The sequence below is a fragment of the Streptomyces boninensis genome, assembly GCF_048572725.1.
In the GTDB taxonomy this organism is placed as follows: domain Bacteria; phylum Actinomycetota; class Actinomycetes; order Streptomycetales; family Streptomycetaceae; genus Streptomyces; species Streptomyces boninensis.
The window spans coordinates 6,413,045-6,430,067 of record NZ_CP183837.1; the positions used below are offsets into that span (position 1 = coordinate 6,413,045).

Below are 17,023 nucleotides of genomic sequence, written 5' to 3' on the forward strand. Positions count from 1 at the left end.
CCCTGATGGTCATCAGTGCGCGTCAGTGCGCGCCCGACGCGGCCTTCTCCGCCTCCGGTGCGGGCCGGGCCGGGGCAGCCGCCGGGGCATCCGCCGTGTAGTCCTCCGGCGAGGTCTCGTCGATGCCCGCCGGGGCCTTCGCCGCCCGCAGGATGACCGTGCCGACCACCGTGACCACCACGTTCAGCACGAACGCCGTCAGGCCGATGTAGCCGATCTCGCCGATGCCGGGGATCTCGTCCGACGAGCCGCCGAAGTGCTTCTGCGTCGGCGAGGCGACCCCGTACGCCGCGATCGTCCCGTACGCCATGCCGACCGCCCACCCGGCGAGCAGCGCCCAGCGGTGGAACCAGCGCGTGAACAGGCCGCCCACCAGCGCCGGGAAGGTCTGCAGGATCCAGATGCCGCCGAGCAGCTGCATGTTGATCGCCGCGGTCTTGTCCATGCCGAGGACGAAGACCAGGGCGCCGACCTTGACCAGCAGCGAGACCAGCTTGGAGACCTTGGTCTCCTGCTCGGGGGTGGCGTTGGGGCGGATGAAATCCTTGTAGATGTTACGGGTGAAGAGGTTCGCGGCGGCGATCGACATGATCGCCGCGGGGACCAGCGCGCCGATGCCGATGGCCGCGAAGGCCACGCCGGCGAACCAGTCGGGGAACATGTTCTCGAACAGCTGCGGGATCGCCAGCTGGCCGTTCTCCACCTTGATGCCGGCCGCGATGGCCATGAAGCCGAGCAGCGCCAGCAGGCCGAGCATCAGCGAATACAGCGGCAGGATGGTGGTGTTGCGGCGGATCACCTCGCGGCTGCGCGAGGAGAGCGTCGCGGTGATCGAGTGCGGGTACATGAAGAGGGCGAGGGCCGAGCCGAGGGCGAGGGTGGCGTACGTCCAGTGGCCCGGCTCGCTGGGCGCGACCTCGCCGCGGGGCTTGCCGGTGGCCGGGTTGGTGGCGCCGAGGGCGTCGCCCGCCTTGGCGAAGATGTCGTCGAAGCCGCCGAGCTTGATCGGGATGTAGATGATCGCCACCGCGATGACGATGTAGATCAGCGTGTCCTTGACGAAGGCGATCAGCGCGGGCGCGCGCAGCCCGGACGAGTAGGTGTACGCGGCCAGCACGCCGAAGGCGAGCAGCAGCGGCAGGTCCTTGATGAACCAGTTGGTGTCCTCGCCGCCGCCGACGCCCATCACGTCGAGCACCGACTGGATGCCGACGAGCTGCAGCGCGATGTACGGCATCGTGGCGAGGATGCCGGTGACCGCGACGGCCAGCGACAGCGACTTGGAGCCGAAGCGGCCGCGGACGAAGTCGGAGGTGGTCACGTAGCCGTGCTTGTGGCTGACCGACCACAGGCGGGGCAGGAAGGTGAAGATCAGCGGGTAGACGAGGATCGTGTACGGCACCGCGAAGAAGCCGGCCGCGCCGGCCGCGTAGACCGCCGCCGGGACGGCGACGAAGGTGTACGCGGTGTACAGGTCGCCGCCGAGCAGGAACCAGGTGATCCAGGTGCCGAACGAGCGGCCGCCCAGGCCCCACTCGTCGAGGCTGTTCTCGTTGGCCGCCTTGCGCCACCGGGCGGCGAGGAAGCCCATGACGGTGACCAGGACGAAGAAGAAGATGAAGACGGCGAGCGCGACGCCGTTCACGCCGTCGTTCATGCGCCCGCACCCCCCTTGCGGGTCCGCTGCTCACGGCGGATCAGCAGGAAGGCGACCGAGGTCAGCACCGCGGAGATGAACACCCACAGCATCTGGTACCAGTAGAAAAACGGCACCCCGCCGAGCGTCGGCTGGATCTTCGCGTACGAGCTCACCCAGAGGATGCCGATGAACGGCGCGAAGAGGCAGAGCCCGGCCACCACGCGCGTCGGCGTGATGACCGGTTGCCTGCCGGGCGGGGATGCCTTGGCTTCGGACATGGGGGGCGGCTCCGTACCTTGAATTCGATCACTCGGTTTAGGTGGCGAGTGAATCTAAAACAAGGGACCGGATGCCGTCACCAGCTGTCCGAATAGCGGACTAGACGCCCTTCACGAGCGCCTCCAGCGCCTCCAGCGCGTCAGCAGATGCAGTTGCCCTCCCGCGGGTCCGCGTCGCGGGCGTCCATGCGCTCCTTCTCGAACGCCCGGCGGCTCGGCACCTCCGCCTCCGGGTGGTTTTTGCGGAGGTGTTCGACATACCGGTCGTAGGCGTTCTCACCGGTCAGCTCCGTTACGTACCACCACAGCCTGGACGCGGCCCTGCGGCCGGCCGAGGCGCCATTCACGAGCGCTGCCGTCATGTGGAGCTCCCCTCGTCGGCGGTGACGTCACGCGGTGCCGGAATCCGGCCGCCGCCCGAGCCGAGGCCCGCCGCCGCCAGCTCCGCCTTCTCCTCCTTGGTGGGGAAGAGCTGCGCCGGGGCGACGTACTCGGACTTGGTGTACGGCTCCTCGTGCGAGACCACGGATTCCGGATTGCGGATCGACTTGATGCAGACCCGCGCCGCGTCGGCGATCACGATGACGACCAGGATCGCGAACAGCGCGGAAAGCACTCCGTCCACCGTCGTGTTGGTGACGACGGTGTGTGCGTCGTCGAGGGCCTTGCCCTTCAGCTCGCCGGAGTCGATGCCCTTCTGCGCGACATCGCCCTGCGCGAAGAAGCCGACCCGCGGGTCGTCGGAGAAGACCTTCTGCCAGCTCGCGGTGAGCGTGACGACGGCGACCCAGGCCAGCGGAACGCCGGTCACCCAGGCCCACTTCAGCCGCCCGGACTTGATCAGCAGGGTGGTGCAGACGGTGAGCGCCACCGCGCCGAGCAGCTGGTTGGAGATGCCGAACAGCGGGAAGAGCTGGTTGATCCCGCCCAGTGGGTCGCGGACGCCGACCCACAGGAAGTAACCCCAAAGGCCGCAGACGACCGCGCTGGTGGCGACCAGGCCCGGCCACCAGCTGACCCGCTTCAGCGGCTTGTAGAGGTTGCCCAGGGTGTCCTGCAGCATGAACCGGCCCACGCGGGTGCCGGCGTCGAGCGCCGTGAGGATGAACAGCGCCTCAAACATGATCGCGAAGTGGTACCAGAAGGACATCAGGCTGTCCCCGGTCACCTCGGAGAAGATGAACGCGACCCCCATCGCGAAGGTCGGCGCGCCGCCCGTCCGCGACAGCAGCGACTTCTCCTCGACCAAGTCCGCGTAATGGGCGAGCTGGTCCGGGGTGATCGTATGGCCGAAGCCGCGGATCGCCTCCGACGCCGACTGCGCGGTCTCGCCGATCACGGTCGGCGCCGAGTTCATCGCGTAATACAGCCCCGGGTCCAGCACGCAGGCCGCGATGATCGCCATGACGGCCACCGACGACTCCATCAGCATCGACCCGTAGCCGATCATCCGGACCTGCGGCTCCTTCTCGACCATCTTCGGCGTGGTGCCGGAGGAGATGAGCGCATGGAAGCCGGAGAGCGCACCACAGGCGATGGTGATGAAGACGAACGGGAAGAGCGAACCGGCGAACACCGGGCCCGTGCCCTCAGTCGCGAAGTCCGTCACGCCGTCCATCTTCAGCATCGGGGCCGCCACCACGACGCCGATGAACAGCAGCCCGATCGTGCCGAGCTTCATGAACGTCGACAGATAGTCGCGGGGTGCGAGCAGCATCCACACCGGCAGGATCGAGGCGATGAACGAATACACCACGATCCAGATGACCAGCGTCTCCTTGCTGAGCGTGAAGGCATCCGCCCAGGAGGACTCGGCCACCCAGCGGCCCGCGATCAGCGCGAGTAGCAGCAGCGCCACGCCGATCAGGGACACCTCGGCGACCCGGCCCGGCCGGATCACCCGCAGATAGAACCCCATGAACAGCGCGATCGGGATCGTCATCCCGATGGAGAACACGCCCCACGGCGACTCGGCCAGCGCGTTGACGATCACCAGCGCCAGCACCGCCAGCAGAATGATCATGATGGCGAAGACCGCGACCAGCGCGGCCGCGCCACCCACCGGCCCGATCTCCTCGCGCGCCATCTGGCCGAGCGAGCGGCCATTGCGCCGGGTGGAGAAGAAGAGCACCACCATGTCCTGTACGGCACCGGCGAAGATCACGCCGGCGACGATCCAGATCGTGCCCGGCAGATAGCCCATCTGCGCGGCCAGCACCGGGCCGACCAGCGGCCCCGCGCCCGAGATCGCCGCGAAGTGGTGTCCGAGCAGCACTCTGCGGTCGGTCGGGTGGAAGTCGACCGCGTTGTCCAGCCGCTCGGCCGGGGTGGCGCGGGTGTTGTCGACCTTGAGGACCTTGTAGGCGATGAATTTCGAGTAGAAGCGATAGCCGATCGCGTACGAGCCCAGGGCCGCGGCCACCATCCAGGCCGCGGACACCTCCTCGCCGCGGGCGAGCGCGAGTACGGACCAGCCGATCGCGCCGATCAGCGCGACCAGGGTCCAGATGACGATCGATCTCGGAGACAACGTGCGCAGCACCGGGCCGTCCTCCCAAAGTCTGGCTTGACGGCCCGAAATTAAGCCCAGATAAGGCCTCGCGTCATCACCCTGTGGATAACGATCGGCGCAGAAGCCTCAGGAGGCCATGCTGATTTCGATCATCCGTTTGGTCGCTGCAGCCTCGCCACGAACTTGTACCGGTCGCCGCGGTACACCGACCGCACCCACTCCACCGGCTCTCCCTCGGTGTCCAGCGAGTGCCGCGACAGCATCAGCATCGGCAGCCCCGTGTCCGTACCGAGCAGCCCGGCCTCGCGCGGCGTGGCCAGCGAGGTCTCGATCGTCTCCTCGGCCTCGGCGAGTCGCACGCCGTACACCTCGGCGAGCGCGGTGTAGAGCGACGAGTACTTCACCAGCGAACGCCGCAGCGCGGGGAAGCGCTTCGCCGACAGATGCGTCGTCTCGATCGCCATCGGCTCGCCGCTCGCCAGCCGCAGCCGCTCGATCCGCAGCACCCGCCCGCCGGCCGCGATGTCCAGCAGCCCGGCGAGCCGGTCGTCGGCGGTGACGTAACCGATGTCCAGCAGCTGGGACGTGGGCTCCAGCCCCTGGGCGCGCATGTCTTCCGTATACGAGGTGAGTTGCAGCGCCTGCGACACCTTCGGCTTCGCCACGAAGGTGCCCTTGCCCTGGATCCGCTCGAGACGGCCCTCGACGACCAGCTCCTGCAGCGCCTGCCGCACGGTCGTACGCGAGGTGTCGAACTCCGCGGCGAGCGTCCGCTCCGGCGGCACCGGCGTGCCCGGCGGCATCGTCTCCGTCATCTCCAGCAGGTGCCGCTTGAGCCGGTAGTACTTGGGGACGCGGGTGGTACGGGCGGCGCCGCCCGAGCGCCCCGATTCATCGGCTGCCGTGGCGGCAGCCGCAGCCGTGCCGGCGTTCGTCCTCATTGCTCCTCCGTAGCTAGCGGTCAACATCCTGGCACGGCCCGCCAGGCGGCGGTGCGGTGACCGATGACGGTCCGGTCACGTCTCCACGCGCATCTTGACACCCTCATTGGTCTAGGCCAAGCTCCGTTACAACCTTGGTCCAGACCAACTCATCCTGCTGGTCTAAACCATTAAAGACCACAACTCTGCCGTTCCGGCAGAGCCCGGAGCCCACGGATTTCGGAGCTCCGCGAGTGGGGGGCATCCGTTGAGGAGGATGGCGTGAAACGCAAGATCATCGCGGCGGTGGGCGTCGCGGCTCTGATGGCGACGGCCGCGGCCTGCGGCTCTGACGACGACGGCGGCTCGAAGGGCGGCGCGGACGGCTTCAAGGGCGAGACCCTGACCTTCTGGGCCATGGACGGCTCCACCCCCGACAAGTGGCTGAAGGACGTAACGGCGGCCTTCGAGAAGAAGACCGGCGCCAAGCTGGACTACAAGGTGCAGCAGTGGAACGGCATCCAGCAGAAGCTGACCACCGCCCTCTCCGAGGAGAACCCGCCGGACGTCTTCGAGATCGGCAACACCCAGACCCCGGCGTACGCCAAGACCGGCGGCCTCGCGGAGCTCGCCGACGTGAAGAAGGCGATCGGCACGGACTGGACTCCGTCCACGGCCAAGTCCGCCGTGGTGGACGGCAAGCAGTACGCCGCGCCCTGGTACTTCGCCAACCGCGTCGTCGTCTACAACAAGGCGATCTTCAAGGAAGCCGGCATCAAGGCCCCGCCGAAGACCCGCGACGAGTTCTTCAAGGGCCTCGCCAAGATCGAGAAGGCCGGGTACGAGCCGATCTACATGCCCGGCCAGAACTGGTACTTCTTCGACGGCCTGCTGATCGCCAAGGACGCGCAGCTGGTGAAGAAGTCCGGCGGCAAGTGGGTCTCCAACCTCTCCGATCCCAAGGTCGGCGAGGCCATGGAGATCTACAAGAAGTACGCCTCCTACACCAAGGCCCCCAAGGACAAGGACGAGGCCACCCCGCAGCAGGCCGAGGTCTTCGCCAAGGGCAAGACCGGCGCCTTCATCGGCATGGGCTGGGAAGCCGCCACGGCCATCAAGGCCAACAAGAAGATCGAGAAGGAGATCGGCTACTTCACGATCCCGGGGGAGACGGCAGACAAGCCCGAGGGGGTGTTCCTCGGTGGCTCCAACCTCGCGGTCGCGGCGGGGAGCAAGAAGCAGGAGCTGGCGAAGGAGTTCCTGAAGATCGCCCTGTCCGACAAGTTCGAGGGCCAGCTGGCGAAGGAGGGCGGCATCATCCCCAACAAGGAGTCCCTCCAGAAGCAACTGAACGGCAACCCGGCGGCCCAGGCGGCGGCGCCTGCGGTGGCGGGCGGCGGCACGACGCCGCTCATCGCGGAGTGGGCGGCGGTGGAGAATCCCCCGAACCCGATCAAGACCTACATGACGCTGGTGCTGCAGGGGAAGTCGCATGCGGCGGCGGCCAAGCAGGTCGAGGGTGAGATGAACAAGAGGCTGTCCCAGAAGCAATGACGCTGGCGCTGGGCTTGTCCGGGGTTGCTGCCTGCGGGGGGTTGGGCCTTCGCGGGGGGTTGGGACGGCCTGGCGGCCTGCGGGTGGAAGTTGGTGGTTGGGCTGCTGGTCCGGCCGGTGGTCGGGCCGGCGGTCTGAGTGGGCGCTGGTGTCCGGTGGTTGGTACGGGGGGCCTGGCATCGGATGGTGGCGGCTGCGTCGCCGGGGTGCTTTCTGCGCGGTGCCGGCTGGATGGCTGGCTGCGGAGGAGCGGGGGCGGGGGGTCGGCTTGGACTGCCGGGTGGCGGTTCGGGCGGGGCGTACAAGCCTTGGGGTGGGGGCGCATGGCCCCTGGCGTGGGGCGTGCGCTTGGTCGGCGAGCGCCCTTTTTCGCGGGGGTGTGTCGGGCGCGGGCCTGGGCCGGAGCTCTTGCCCGGGCGCTGTCCTCTCGTGAGGGGCGTCGGGGGTACGGGCGGGCCCCAGTTCCTCGACGCCCGTTGCCCTGGCCGGGGCCCGTCCTCCCCCGGGTCCCGGCCAGCGGCACCGCACTACGGCACGGGCCGCCGCCCCCGACACACCCATAAGAAAAAGAGCGCACGACAACTGACCGCGCGCCCCCTGCAAGGCAAGAGCGCCCCCAACCGCCGCCCGGCAGACCGAAGAAGCCCCGCCCTCAGCTCCCTCCGTCGCCGGCAAAGCCAGACCGGCACCGCATCGAAAGCAAGCCGGCGACGCGACCGTCACCATCCGATACCAGCTCACCCGCTCCACTCGAGCACAGGCGAATAAAACAGGCAAAACGGACGCGACGCACACGTACGCAATCACCGCAGGAAGGCCCCATGCTCACCCACGAAACCGCGCCTCCCGGCGCCCGCGGACGGCGGCGAGGCCGAGCCCGCTCTGTGCCTCCCGGAGGGTCCCCCGCCGGCGGGCGAGCGACTGGTGGCGGGCTCGGACGGGGCGTAACCCCGTACATACTCCTGCTGCCTGCCATGGTCATCACCGCCGGGCTGCTCGCCTGGCCGCTGGTGAAGAACGGCATGCTGTCGTTCCAGAACCTGAACATGAAGCAGCTGATCCAGCACCTCACGGAGTGGATCGGTTTCGACAACTACAAAGACGTGCTCGGCAGCGAGGACTTCTGGCGGGTCACCGGCCGTTCCGTCGTCTTTACGGGCGTCAATGTCATTTTGATCATGATTGGTGGCACGCTGGTCGGGCTGTTCCTTGCCCGGCTCGGGCGGAAGATGCGGCTGGTGCTGTCGGTGGCGCTGATCCTCGCGTGGGCGATGCCGCCGGTCGCCGCGACCACCGTGTACCAGTGGCTTTTTGCCAGCCGCTTCGGTGTCGTGAACTACGTGTTCGGGCTCGGCGACTACAACTGGCTGGGCGGTCAGTTCACCACTTTCTTCGTCATCACGATCCTCATTGTGTGGGCGTCGATCCCGTTCGTGGCGTTCAATCTCTACGCCGCCACGACCACCATCCCGCGCGAGCACTACGAGGCCGCGAAGGTCGACGGTGCGGGCACCTGGAAGCTCTGGTCGTACGTGACCTATCCGGCCCTCAAGCCCTTCATCCTCGCCACGACGTTTCTCGAGGTCATCTGGGTCTTCAAGTCCTTCACCCAGGTCTACACGATCAACCAGGGCGGTCCTGAGCGGCTGACGGAGACGCTGCCCGTCTACGCATTCGTGGAGGGGGTGGGCAACCAGCACTACGGCATGGGTGCCGCCATCTCCCTGCTCACCATTCTGGTGCTGCTCGGCCTCACCTCGTACTACATGCGCCTGGCCCTGAAGCAAGATGAGGAGCAGTCGTGAGGACTTCCACCGCCGGCCGGATCTGGCCGAATGCCCTCGCCGTCGTGCTGAGTGTGCTGTTCGTGTTCCCCGTCTTCTGGATGGTCGCCACCGCCTTCAAGCCGACGGGGGACATCCTCAGCGACACACCGGTCTGGTTCCCGGTGGACGCGACGCTGGAGCACTTCCGTACCGCCGTCGGCGCCGAGAACTTCTGGACGCTGGTGCGGAACTCCTTCACCGTCACCCTGCTGGCCGTAGCCGGGTCGCTGCTCATCGCACTCTTCGCTGCCTTCGCGCTCGCGCGGCTGAAGTTCAAGGGGCGGCGCGGGTTCATCCTGGTCTTCATGTTCGCGCAGATGGCGCCGTGGGAAGTCATGGTCATCTCGATCTACATGCTGGTGCGCGACGCGGACCTGCTGAACAGCCTGATCCCGCTGACCCTCTTCTATCTGATGATGGTGCTGCCGTTCACCGTCCTCACCCTCCGGGGCTTTGTCGCCTCGGTCCCGCGCGAGCTGGAGGAGTCGGCGATGGTCGACGGGTGTACGCGCATCCAGGCCTTCCGGCGCGTGATCTTCCCGCTGCTGGCTCCCGGGCTGATGGCGACCTCGCTCTTCGGTTTCATCACCGCCTGGAACGAATACCCGCTGGTCCTCGTCCTCAGCAAGGAGCCGGAGGCGCAGACGCTGCCGCTGTGGCTGACGACGTTCCAGACGGCCTTCGGCGACGACTGGGGGGCGACGATGGCGGCGTCCACGCTGTTCGCGCTGCCCGTCCTCGTCATCTTCCTCGTCCTGCAGCGTAAGGTCGCTGCCGGACTCACCGCAGGCGCAGTGAAGGGATAACACCCCGCAATGTCGACACTCACCTCCAACGCCCTCGCCGTCCTGCAGCCGAGCTTCGCCGGTACCGAACCGCCGGAGTGGGTGCTGCGGCTGCTCGGCGAAGGGCTCACCGGCGTGGGGCTTTTCGGGCGGAATGTACAGGATCCCGAGCAGGTCTCCCGGCTTACGGAGCGGCTGCGGGCGGAGCGGCCCGAGGTGCTCGTCGCGATGGACGAGGAGGGCGGCGATGTCACCCGGCTCGAGGTGCGGCAGGGGTCGTCGTTCCCCGGGAACCTCGCGCTGGGCGCCGTCGACGACCCCGAGCTGACCCGGCGGGTCGCGCGGGAGCTCGGCCGGCGGCTGGCCGCCTGCGGCGTGAACATGGACTGGGCGCCGTCCGCGGACGTCAACTCCAACCCGGACAACCCGGTCATCGGGGTCCGCTCCTTCGGCGCCGAGCCGGAGCTGGTGGCGCGGCACACGGCGGCGTACATCCGCGGGCTGCTGGAGGCGGGTGTCGTCGGCTGCGCGAAGCACTTCCCCGGGCACGGGGACACGGCCACCGACTCGCATCACGCGATGCCGCGCATCGATCTGTCGGTGGAGGCGCTGCACGAGCGGGAGTTGGTGCCGTTCAAGGCCGCGATCGCCGCCGGCACGAAGGTGGTGATGAGCGCCCATATCCTGCTCCCGGCGCTGGATCCGGAGCTGCCCGCCACCCTCAGCCCGGCCGTGCTGAGCGGGCTGCTGCGGCGGCCGGTGGCGGATGGCGGGCTGGGCTTCGACGGGGTCGTCTCCACCGACGCGATGGAGATGCAGGCGATTGCGGGCACGCACGGCATGCAGCGGGGCGCGGCGCTGGCGATTGCGGCCGGCGCGGATGCGTTGTGCATCGGGCACAACGCGGACGATGAGCTGGTGTGCGGGCTGCGCGACGCGCTGGTCGCGGCCGTACGGGCCGGGGAGTTGAGCGAGGAGCGGCTGGCGGACGCGGCGGCGCGGGTGCGGGCGCTGGCGGAGTGGACGCGTACGTCGGCGGCGGCCGGGCCCGTAGCGCCGGACGAGGAGGTCGGGCTTGCCGCGGCGCGGCGCGCTGTGCGCGTGACCGGCGGCGAGGGCTATGTGCCGCCGCGCGGGCCGGTCTACGTCGCGTCCTTCACCCCGGTCGCGAACATGGCCGCCGGCGAGGCCACGCCGTGGGGCGTCGGCGCGGAGCTGCAGCGCCTGCTGCCGGGGACGCGGACGGGTTCGTACGGCCCCGAGTCCGGCCTCGCGGAGGCGACCGCTGACGCGGGTGACCTGCCGGTGGTGGCGGTGGTCAAGGACGTACACCGCCACGGCTGGATGGCCGCCGCCCTGAAGGCGCTGATCGCGGACCGTCCGGACGCGGTGGTGGTGGAGATGGGCGTACCGCAGGCGCCACCGTCGGGTGCGCTGCACATCGCCACGCATGGTGCGTCGAGGGTGTGCGGGCGGGCTGCCGCGGAGGTCATCACAGGAGCGAGTTCGCGCTAGCCGGCCTCTCGGGGGCAGGCGTCCCGCCTTGCGGGACGCCTGCCCCCGAGAGTTGCGTCAGCCGCCGTCCCGGAGGGGCGGGACGCCCTACAGCCCCTGCCAAGTTGGCTTGTTGGCGTACGTGTGGCGGAAGTAGTCCGCCAGTTTCAGCTTCGAGGCAGCCGCCTCGTCGACGACCACCGTCGCGTGCCGGTGCAGCTGCAGCGCGGATGCCGGGACGATTGCTGCGACCGGGCCCTCCACCGTCGCGGCGACCGCATCCGCCTTGCCCTCGCCCGTCGCGAGCAGCACCAGGTGCCGGGCCTCCATGATCGTGCCGATGCCCTGCGTGATCACGTGATGCGGGACCTGGTCGATGTCGCCGTCGAAGAAGCGGGCGTTGTCCACCAGCGTCTGCTCCGTCAGCGTTTTGATGCGGGTGCGCGACGCCAGCGACGAGCACGGCTCGTTGAAGCCGATGTGGCCGTCCGTGCCGATGCCCAGCAGCTGCAGGTCGACGCCGCCAGCCTCCGCGAGCGCGCGGTCGTACGCCTCGCATGCCGCCGGAATGTCGGACGCCGAGCCGTCCGGGCCCATGAACGAGGACTCCGTCAGCCCGAGCGGCTCCACCACCTGGCGCAGCACCGTCGCGCGATACGACTCCGGGTGCCCGGCCGGCAGGCCCACGTACTCGTCGAGCTGGCAGATCCGCGCCTTGGAAGCGTCCACCTCGCCGGCCGCGACCTTCGCGGTGAGCGCCTCGTAGATCGGCAGTGGAGTCGAGCCGGTCGCCACGCCGAGCAGCGCGTCCGGCTTGCGGCGGAGCAGTGCGGCCATGGCCTCGGCGATCAGTTCGCCGCCTGCCTTGGCGTCCGGGACGATGACAACTTCCACGCTGGCCTGCCGTTCAAGTGGGGGACTCTGCCGGGACGATGTGGTATAGACCAATCTAGCAGAGCGTAGCCCGCGTCGCCCGCCGAACCAAGGGGAACGGCGGGCGAACTCCGGGTGTCGGAGCCGGGCTCCAATGGCGTCGACGCCAAGGCCTCAGGCTCCCAGCGACGAGCCGCCGGTGGCGTCGATGGTGTGCCCGGTCACCCAGCGGCCGCCGTCTCCCGCCAGGAAGCCGACGACATCGGCGATGTCCGCCGGCTGTCCGACCCGCCCGAACGTGGACCAGCCGCTCGCCATCTCCAGCGCCTGCGGGTCCTCGAGCCAGGCGTTCATGTCCGTCTTGACCACGCCGGGCGCCACCCCGTTCACCGTGATGCCGCGCGCGCCCAGGCCCTCCGCCAGGGAGAGCGTGAGGTTGTCGACCGCACCCTTGGTCGCCGCGTACGCCCCGATGCCCGGCATGGCGATCCGGCCGGCGCCCGTCGACAGGTTCACGATCCGGCCGCCGTCGCGCAGCCGGGGGAGGGCCTGCTTGGTGATGAAGAACAGCGCCTTGACGTTGATGGCGAAGAGCCGGTCGAAGTCCTCCTCCGAGGTGTCGGTGATCTCGGCCTGAAGGGCGATGCCCGCGTTGTTGACCAGGATGTCGACGCCGTCGGCGTGCTTGTCGAACTCGGCCCACAGCGCCGCCGCGTCCCCCGGCTCGCCGAGCCGGGCGCGGATCGCGAAGGCGGAGCCGCCCGCCGCCTCGATCGCGGCCACCGTCTCCTTCGCCGCCTGGTCGTCGCTGCCGTAATGCACGGCCACCCGGGCCCCGTCGCGGCCCAGCCGCTCCGCGATGCCCCGGCCGATGCCGCGGCTGCCGCCGGTGACCAGTGCCGTCTTGCCTGCGAGCGCGCCACTCATGGCTGCGCCCCCTTTCTCTAGTGGTCGCTACAGAAAGAACCGTAGCACGTTTTCTAGTGGGCGCTATAGAATTGCTGGCATGGCCACCAAACAGCGCGGGCGCCCCCGCGCCTTCGACCGCGACGCCGCCCTGGAGAAGGCGCTCCTCGCCTTCTGGGAGCGCGGGTACGAGGCGGTGTCGATCGCCGAGCTGACCCGCGAGATGGGCATCGGCGCCCCGAGCCTGTACGCGGCCTTCGGCGACAAGAAGGCCCTCTTCGACGCCGCGCTCGAGGTCTACGGACACTCGCCGAACGGCACCTTCACCGACCGCGCCCTCGCCGAGGAGCCCACCGCCCGCGCGGCGGTGGCCCGCATCCTGCGGGAGGCGGCGGTGGGCTATACCGCGGCCGGGCAGCCCAAGGGCTGCATGGTGGTCAGCGCCGGCATCAACACGACCACCCCCGAGGTCGCCGCGGAGCTGCGCGAGATGCGCAACGGGAACATCGGGCTGATCGCCGAGCGGATCCAGGCGGACGTGGACGCGGGCATGCTGCCGGCGGACACCGACGCCGCGGCGCTCGCGCGCTTCACCGGTGCAGTGATGCAGGGCATGTCCACGCAGGCCAGAGACGGGGCGGCGACCGAGGAGCTTCTGCGGGTGGCGGAGGCCGCGATGCGGTCGTGGCCGGGCGGCGAGGAAATCCCGCCGGGGGCATAGACAGGGCGGAGTGGTCTAGTCCACAATTCAAGTTGTGCTTCCGCCCTCACCGCACAGGAGGGTGGATAGAGGATCGAGGCGCTCTCTGCCCTGACTGCGCCCCGGCCTCCCCGCCGCGCTCAGCTAGCGGCACCGGGCCGCACACCCGGTGTCCCGAGCACGGTGCAGCTCCGGGCCGCAGCGCCGGGTGGGTTGAGGGTCCCGCCGCGGGCGCCGCGGCCCGAAGTGTTTGTCCGCTCCTTTTCGCCGTTAGGCTCGCCTCGTGCCCTCCATGAACGACCTTGTGCGCCAGCACACCGCGCTCAGCGAGACCGACCTCGAGTGGCTTCACCTGCTCGTCTCCGAGTGGCAGCTGCTCGCCGACCTCTCCTTTGCCGACCTCGTGCTCTGGGTGCCCACCCTCGACGGCACGCGCTACGTCTCCGTGGCGCAGATGCGGCCGAACACCGGCCCCACCTCGTATCAGGACGACATGGTCGGCCACATGGTCCCCCGCGGCCGCCGCCCCATGCTGGACTCCGCCCTCGACGAAGGGCGGATCGTGCGCGAGGGCGATCCGGAGTGGCGTGAGGAGGTGCCGGTACGGATCGAGTCGATCCCGGTGCGGCGGGAGAGCCGCGTCCTCGGCGTCATCGCCCGTAATACGAACCTGCTCACCGTCCGCACCCCCAGCCGGCTGGAGCTCACTTATCTCCAGTCCGCCTCGGATCTGGCGCAGATGATCGCCGCAGGATCGTTTCCGTACCCGGGGCAGGGCGGCGAGAGCGAGACCTCGCCGCGCGTCGGCGACGGGCTGATCAGGCTCGACGCCGACGGCATCGTCCAGTACGCCTCGCCGAACGCGCTCTCCGCCTACCACCGCCTCGGCCACGCCGCCGACCTCGTCGGCCTGCACCTCGGCTCCGCCACCGCCGACCTCGCCACCAACACCGGGCCCACCGACGAGGGCCTGGTCAAGCTGGCCAGCGGGTGGGCGCCGCGGGAGACCGAGGTGGAGGGGGCCACCGGCACCATTCAGCTGCGGGCGATCCCGCTGAAGCCGAAGGGGACCCGGATCGGGTCCCTGGTGCTGCTGCGGGACGTCACCGAGGTGCGGCGGCGCGAGCGGGAGCTGATCACCAAGGACGCGACCATCCGGGAGATCCACCACCGGGTGAAGAACAACCTGCAGACCGTCGCCGCCCTGCTGCGGCTGCAGTCCCGCCGGCTGGCCTCCGACGACCCGGACGGCAAGGCGCGCGCCGCGCTGGACGAGGCGGTGCGGCGGGTCGGGTCGATCGCGATCGTGCACGAGACGCTGTCCCAGAACCTGGACGAGACCGTCGAGTTCGACGAGATCGCCGACCGGGTGCTCGCCATGGTCGCGGAGATCTCGCCGGGCCGGGTGACGGGGCGGCGCGGCGGGCGCTTCGGAATTCTCGAGGCCGAGGTCGCGACGCCGCTGTCCATGGTGCTGACCGAACTGCTGCAGAACGCCCTTGAGCACGGCTTCGGGACGAACGACACCGGATCCGTGGAGGTTACGGCCCTGCGCTCGACCTCCGGCGGCCAGTCGCGGCTGCACGTGACGGTGCAGGACGACGGGCGCGGGCTGCCGGCCGGCTTCGACGCGCAGCGCGGCGGGAATCTGGGGCTGCAGATCGTACGGACGCTGGTCGAGGGCGAGTTGGGCGGCGCGTTCACAATGGCACCAGCGCCGGAGCGGGGGACGCGGGTGACCCTCGACCTCCCGGTCAAGGCCGACAAGCGGTAGAGATCACAAACGTCACAAACACTCGAGCCCCGGAACCGCCATTGGTTCCGAGGCTCGCTTGTTCAATTGCTGCGCGGCTGCGGCTCTGAGGATGCTGTGCTTCTCCGGGGGGGAACCCCCGGACCCCCGGGCCGGGGGGAGGGGGAGGGCCGGGCGTCAGCCCTACGCCGTGGCCTTGCGAGCGCGGTTGCGGGCGGCACGACGCTTCATCGCACGGCGCTCGTCCTCGCTCAGTCCACCCCAGACGCCGGAGTCCTGGCCGGACTCGAGCGCCCACTGCAGGCACTGCTCCATGACGGGGCAGCGGCGGCAGACGGCCTTGGCTTCCTCGATCTGCAGCAGCGCAGGACCGGTGTTGCCGATGGGGAAGAACAGCTCGGGGTCTTCCTCGCGGCAAACGGCGTTGTGACGCCAGTCCATGACTGCTCCATCTCTACGTAGTCGGTGTTGGTGCGTGTTGCGTGCACGTTGCTTGTGAATGTGAACGCTTTCACGAATCTCCCCGGCGGAGAAGATCTCAACACAGATTTGCACTGTGATCTGCAACATGTTCGGGGAGGTTCGGCGCTTCGAGGGGCCCGATGTGCGGGGCGCCGTCCGATCGCCAAGAAGAAGGTTCGCAAACCTCAGCTTCGGATACAACCCCTTCCGGAAAGTTTCTTTGGATTCCTTGGTGCGACCTGGGTCACGACCGTACTTCCAGGGGGTGGAGGCTGGGCTAAACGTTCGAGAGGAAGGACTTTAGGCCCTTCCACTCACACAATCACACGCAGTGCCCGCCGTACGCCTGTGAAGGTGACGCTCGTCCGCAGTCCCAGGTGGTCACCGTCCATCTGGAAGGGCTGTGGGGCCTGCGATTGCAAGGTGAAGCCAGTGAGGTCGTGCAGTGACACAGCGTGCTTGCCGTGCGGGCCGCGCTCGGGGGAGGAAGTCAGCAGCTGGGTGCCGTAACGCATCACCGCGGGGGCCGAGAGGCGGGCCAGGCCGAGCACGTCGAGGGCGGTGTCGAAGGAGGCGTGCGGGGCCGCGTAGACCGGGCGATTGCCCAGGTAGGTCCAGGGGGCGGTGTTGCAGACTATGGACGCCACCAGGTCGGTGATGGGCTCCTCGCCGGGCTGCTCGAGGGTGATGGTGCCGTGCCGCTTGTGCTCCTCGCCGACGAACTGGCGCATCAGCTGACGCATGTAGAGCGCTGGGGTGGACTTCTTGCCGCGCTCGCGCTGCTGCTCGACGCGGCCGATGACGCCGGCGTCGAAACCCAGTCCGGCACAGAACGTGAACCAGCGGGAGGGCGCGCCCTCGTCCGCGCTGCCGGGGGTGCCGGAGGCGATGCCGAGGCCGACCGTACGGGACGAGCCCTGGCGCAGCGCGTCCAGGAGGGCGCCGGTGGCCTCGACCGGGTCGTTGGGGAGGCCGAGGGCGCGGGCGAAGACGTTGGTGGAGCCGCCGGGGACGACCGCGATGCCCGGGAGGTTGTCCGGGTCGGGGCCGTTGTGGAGGAGGCCGTTGACGACCTCGTTGACGGTGCCGTCGCCGCCGAGCGCGATGATCATCTCGGCGTCGCCGCTCTGGGCCGCCGCGCGGCCCACGTCGCGCGCGTGGCCGCGGTACTCCGTCGTGATGACCTCGAGCTTCAGGTCGCTCGCCAGCGCGTGGATGAGCACGTCACGCGTGCGGGCGCTGGTGGTGGTCGCGGCGGGGTTGACGACGAGGAGGGCGCGCATACCCGGAAGCGTACCTACCTGGCGGTACGTTGGCCCAC

At 69.2% G+C, this 17,023-nt stretch carries 15 protein-coding genes; 6 read left to right on the forward strand and 9 right to left on the reverse strand.

What is annotated here, in order from left to right; translation table 11 throughout:
• Positions 1 to 22: 22 nt before the first annotated feature.
• The 5 genes from mctP to ACNNMR_RS29465 all read right to left on the reverse strand — a co-directional run bounded on the left by mctP (position 23) and on the right by ACNNMR_RS29465 (position 5,370).
• Positions 23 to 1,657: a monocarboxylate uptake permease MctP gene (gene mctP / locus ACNNMR_RS29445; protein WP_419997700.1), complete on the reverse strand. Its 1,635-nt coding sequence runs from the start codon at positions 1,655 to 1,657 to the stop codon at positions 23 to 25.
• On the reverse strand, positions 1,654 to 1,917 hold the full coding sequence (locus ACNNMR_RS29450) for a DUF3311 domain-containing protein (RefSeq protein WP_419997701.1): 264 nt from the start codon (positions 1,915 to 1,917) through the stop codon (positions 1,654 to 1,656). The genes mctP and ACNNMR_RS29450 overlap by 4 nt, the downstream gene beginning before the upstream one ends.
• Positions 1,918 to 2,057: 140 nt before the next feature.
• The gene (locus ACNNMR_RS29455) at positions 2,058 to 2,279 is read right to left on the reverse strand and encodes a YbdD/YjiX family protein (protein ID WP_419997702.1); all 222 of its coding nucleotides are present in this window, start codon (positions 2,277 to 2,279) and stop codon (positions 2,058 to 2,060) included.
• Positions 2,276 to 4,456 carry a carbon starvation CstA family protein gene (locus tag ACNNMR_RS29460; RefSeq protein WP_420000524.1) on the reverse strand — a complete coding sequence of 727 codons (2,181 nt, stop codon included), beginning with the start codon at positions 4,454 to 4,456 and terminating at the stop codon, positions 2,276 to 2,278. Before ACNNMR_RS29460 ends, ACNNMR_RS29455 begins: the two co-directional genes overlap by 4 nt.
• Positions 4,457 to 4,578: 122 nt before the next feature.
• Positions 4,579 to 5,370, reverse strand: a complete 792-nt coding sequence (locus tag ACNNMR_RS29465) for a GntR family transcriptional regulator (protein WP_419997703.1) — start codon at positions 5,368 to 5,370, stop codon at positions 4,579 to 4,581.
• 261 nt (positions 5,371 to 5,631) lie between these two features.
• Between ACNNMR_RS29465 and ACNNMR_RS29470 the strand changes: the two genes are divergently transcribed.
• The 4 genes from ACNNMR_RS29470 to ACNNMR_RS29485 all read left to right on the forward strand — a co-directional run bounded on the left by ACNNMR_RS29470 (position 5,632) and on the right by ACNNMR_RS29485 (position 11,029).
• Positions 5,632 to 6,903 carry an extracellular solute-binding protein gene (locus tag ACNNMR_RS29470; RefSeq protein WP_419997704.1) on the forward strand — a complete coding sequence of 424 codons (1,272 nt, stop codon included), beginning with the start codon at positions 5,632 to 5,634 and terminating at the stop codon, positions 6,901 to 6,903.
• An 821-nt stretch (positions 6,904 to 7,724) separates the two neighbouring features.
• A complete protein-coding gene (locus ACNNMR_RS29475; protein ID WP_419997705.1) occupies positions 7,725 to 8,708 on the forward strand; it encodes a carbohydrate ABC transporter permease in 984 nt (327 codons plus the stop codon).
• Positions 8,705 to 9,535, forward strand: a complete 831-nt coding sequence (locus ACNNMR_RS29480) for a carbohydrate ABC transporter permease (RefSeq protein WP_419997706.1) — start codon at positions 8,705 to 8,707, stop codon at positions 9,533 to 9,535. The genes ACNNMR_RS29475 and ACNNMR_RS29480 overlap by 4 nt, the downstream gene beginning before the upstream one ends.
• Before the next feature lie 9 nt (positions 9,536 to 9,544).
• Positions 9,545 to 11,029 (forward strand): glycoside hydrolase family 3 protein, encoded by a 1,485-nt coding sequence (locus ACNNMR_RS29485; RefSeq protein WP_419997707.1) that lies wholly within the window; start codon positions 9,545 to 9,547, stop codon positions 11,027 to 11,029.
• Between the two features lie 87 nt (positions 11,030 to 11,116).
• Here ACNNMR_RS29485 and nagB read toward each other — a convergent pair whose 3' ends face one another.
• A complete protein-coding gene (nagB, locus tag ACNNMR_RS29490) occupies positions 11,117 to 11,902 on the reverse strand; it encodes a glucosamine-6-phosphate deaminase (RefSeq protein WP_419997708.1) in 786 nt (261 codons plus the stop codon).
• Positions 11,903 to 12,055: 153 nt separating this feature from the next.
• The gene (locus ACNNMR_RS29495; protein WP_419997709.1) at positions 12,056 to 12,808 is read right to left on the reverse strand and encodes an SDR family oxidoreductase; all 753 of its coding nucleotides are present in this window, start codon (positions 12,806 to 12,808) and stop codon (positions 12,056 to 12,058) included.
• A gap of 79 nt (positions 12,809 to 12,887) precedes the next feature.
• Between ACNNMR_RS29495 and ACNNMR_RS29500 the strand changes: the two genes are divergently transcribed.
• Together ACNNMR_RS29500 and ACNNMR_RS29505 are read left to right on the forward strand one after the other, a co-directional pair.
• On the forward strand, positions 12,888 to 13,508 hold the full coding sequence (locus tag ACNNMR_RS29500) for a TetR/AcrR family transcriptional regulator (RefSeq protein ID WP_419997710.1): 621 nt from the start codon (positions 12,888 to 12,890) through the stop codon (positions 13,506 to 13,508).
• Positions 13,509 to 13,779: 271 nt separating this feature from the next.
• On the forward strand, positions 13,780 to 15,261 hold the full coding sequence (locus tag ACNNMR_RS29505; protein WP_419997711.1) for a histidine kinase N-terminal domain-containing protein: 1,482 nt from the start codon (positions 13,780 to 13,782) through the stop codon (positions 15,259 to 15,261).
• 162 nt (positions 15,262 to 15,423) lie between these two features.
• Here ACNNMR_RS29505 and ACNNMR_RS29510 read toward each other — a convergent pair whose 3' ends face one another.
• Both ACNNMR_RS29510 and ACNNMR_RS29515 read right to left on the reverse strand, forming a co-directional pair.
• Positions 15,424 to 15,681: a WhiB family transcriptional regulator gene (locus ACNNMR_RS29510; protein ID WP_028427873.1), complete on the reverse strand. Its 258-nt coding sequence runs from the start codon at positions 15,679 to 15,681 to the stop codon at positions 15,424 to 15,426.
• Between the two features lie 335 nt (positions 15,682 to 16,016).
• On the reverse strand, positions 16,017 to 16,985 hold the full coding sequence (locus ACNNMR_RS29515; protein WP_419997712.1) for a diacylglycerol/lipid kinase family protein: 969 nt from the start codon (positions 16,983 to 16,985) through the stop codon (positions 16,017 to 16,019).
• Between the last annotated feature and the right edge of the window lie 38 nt (positions 16,986 to 17,023).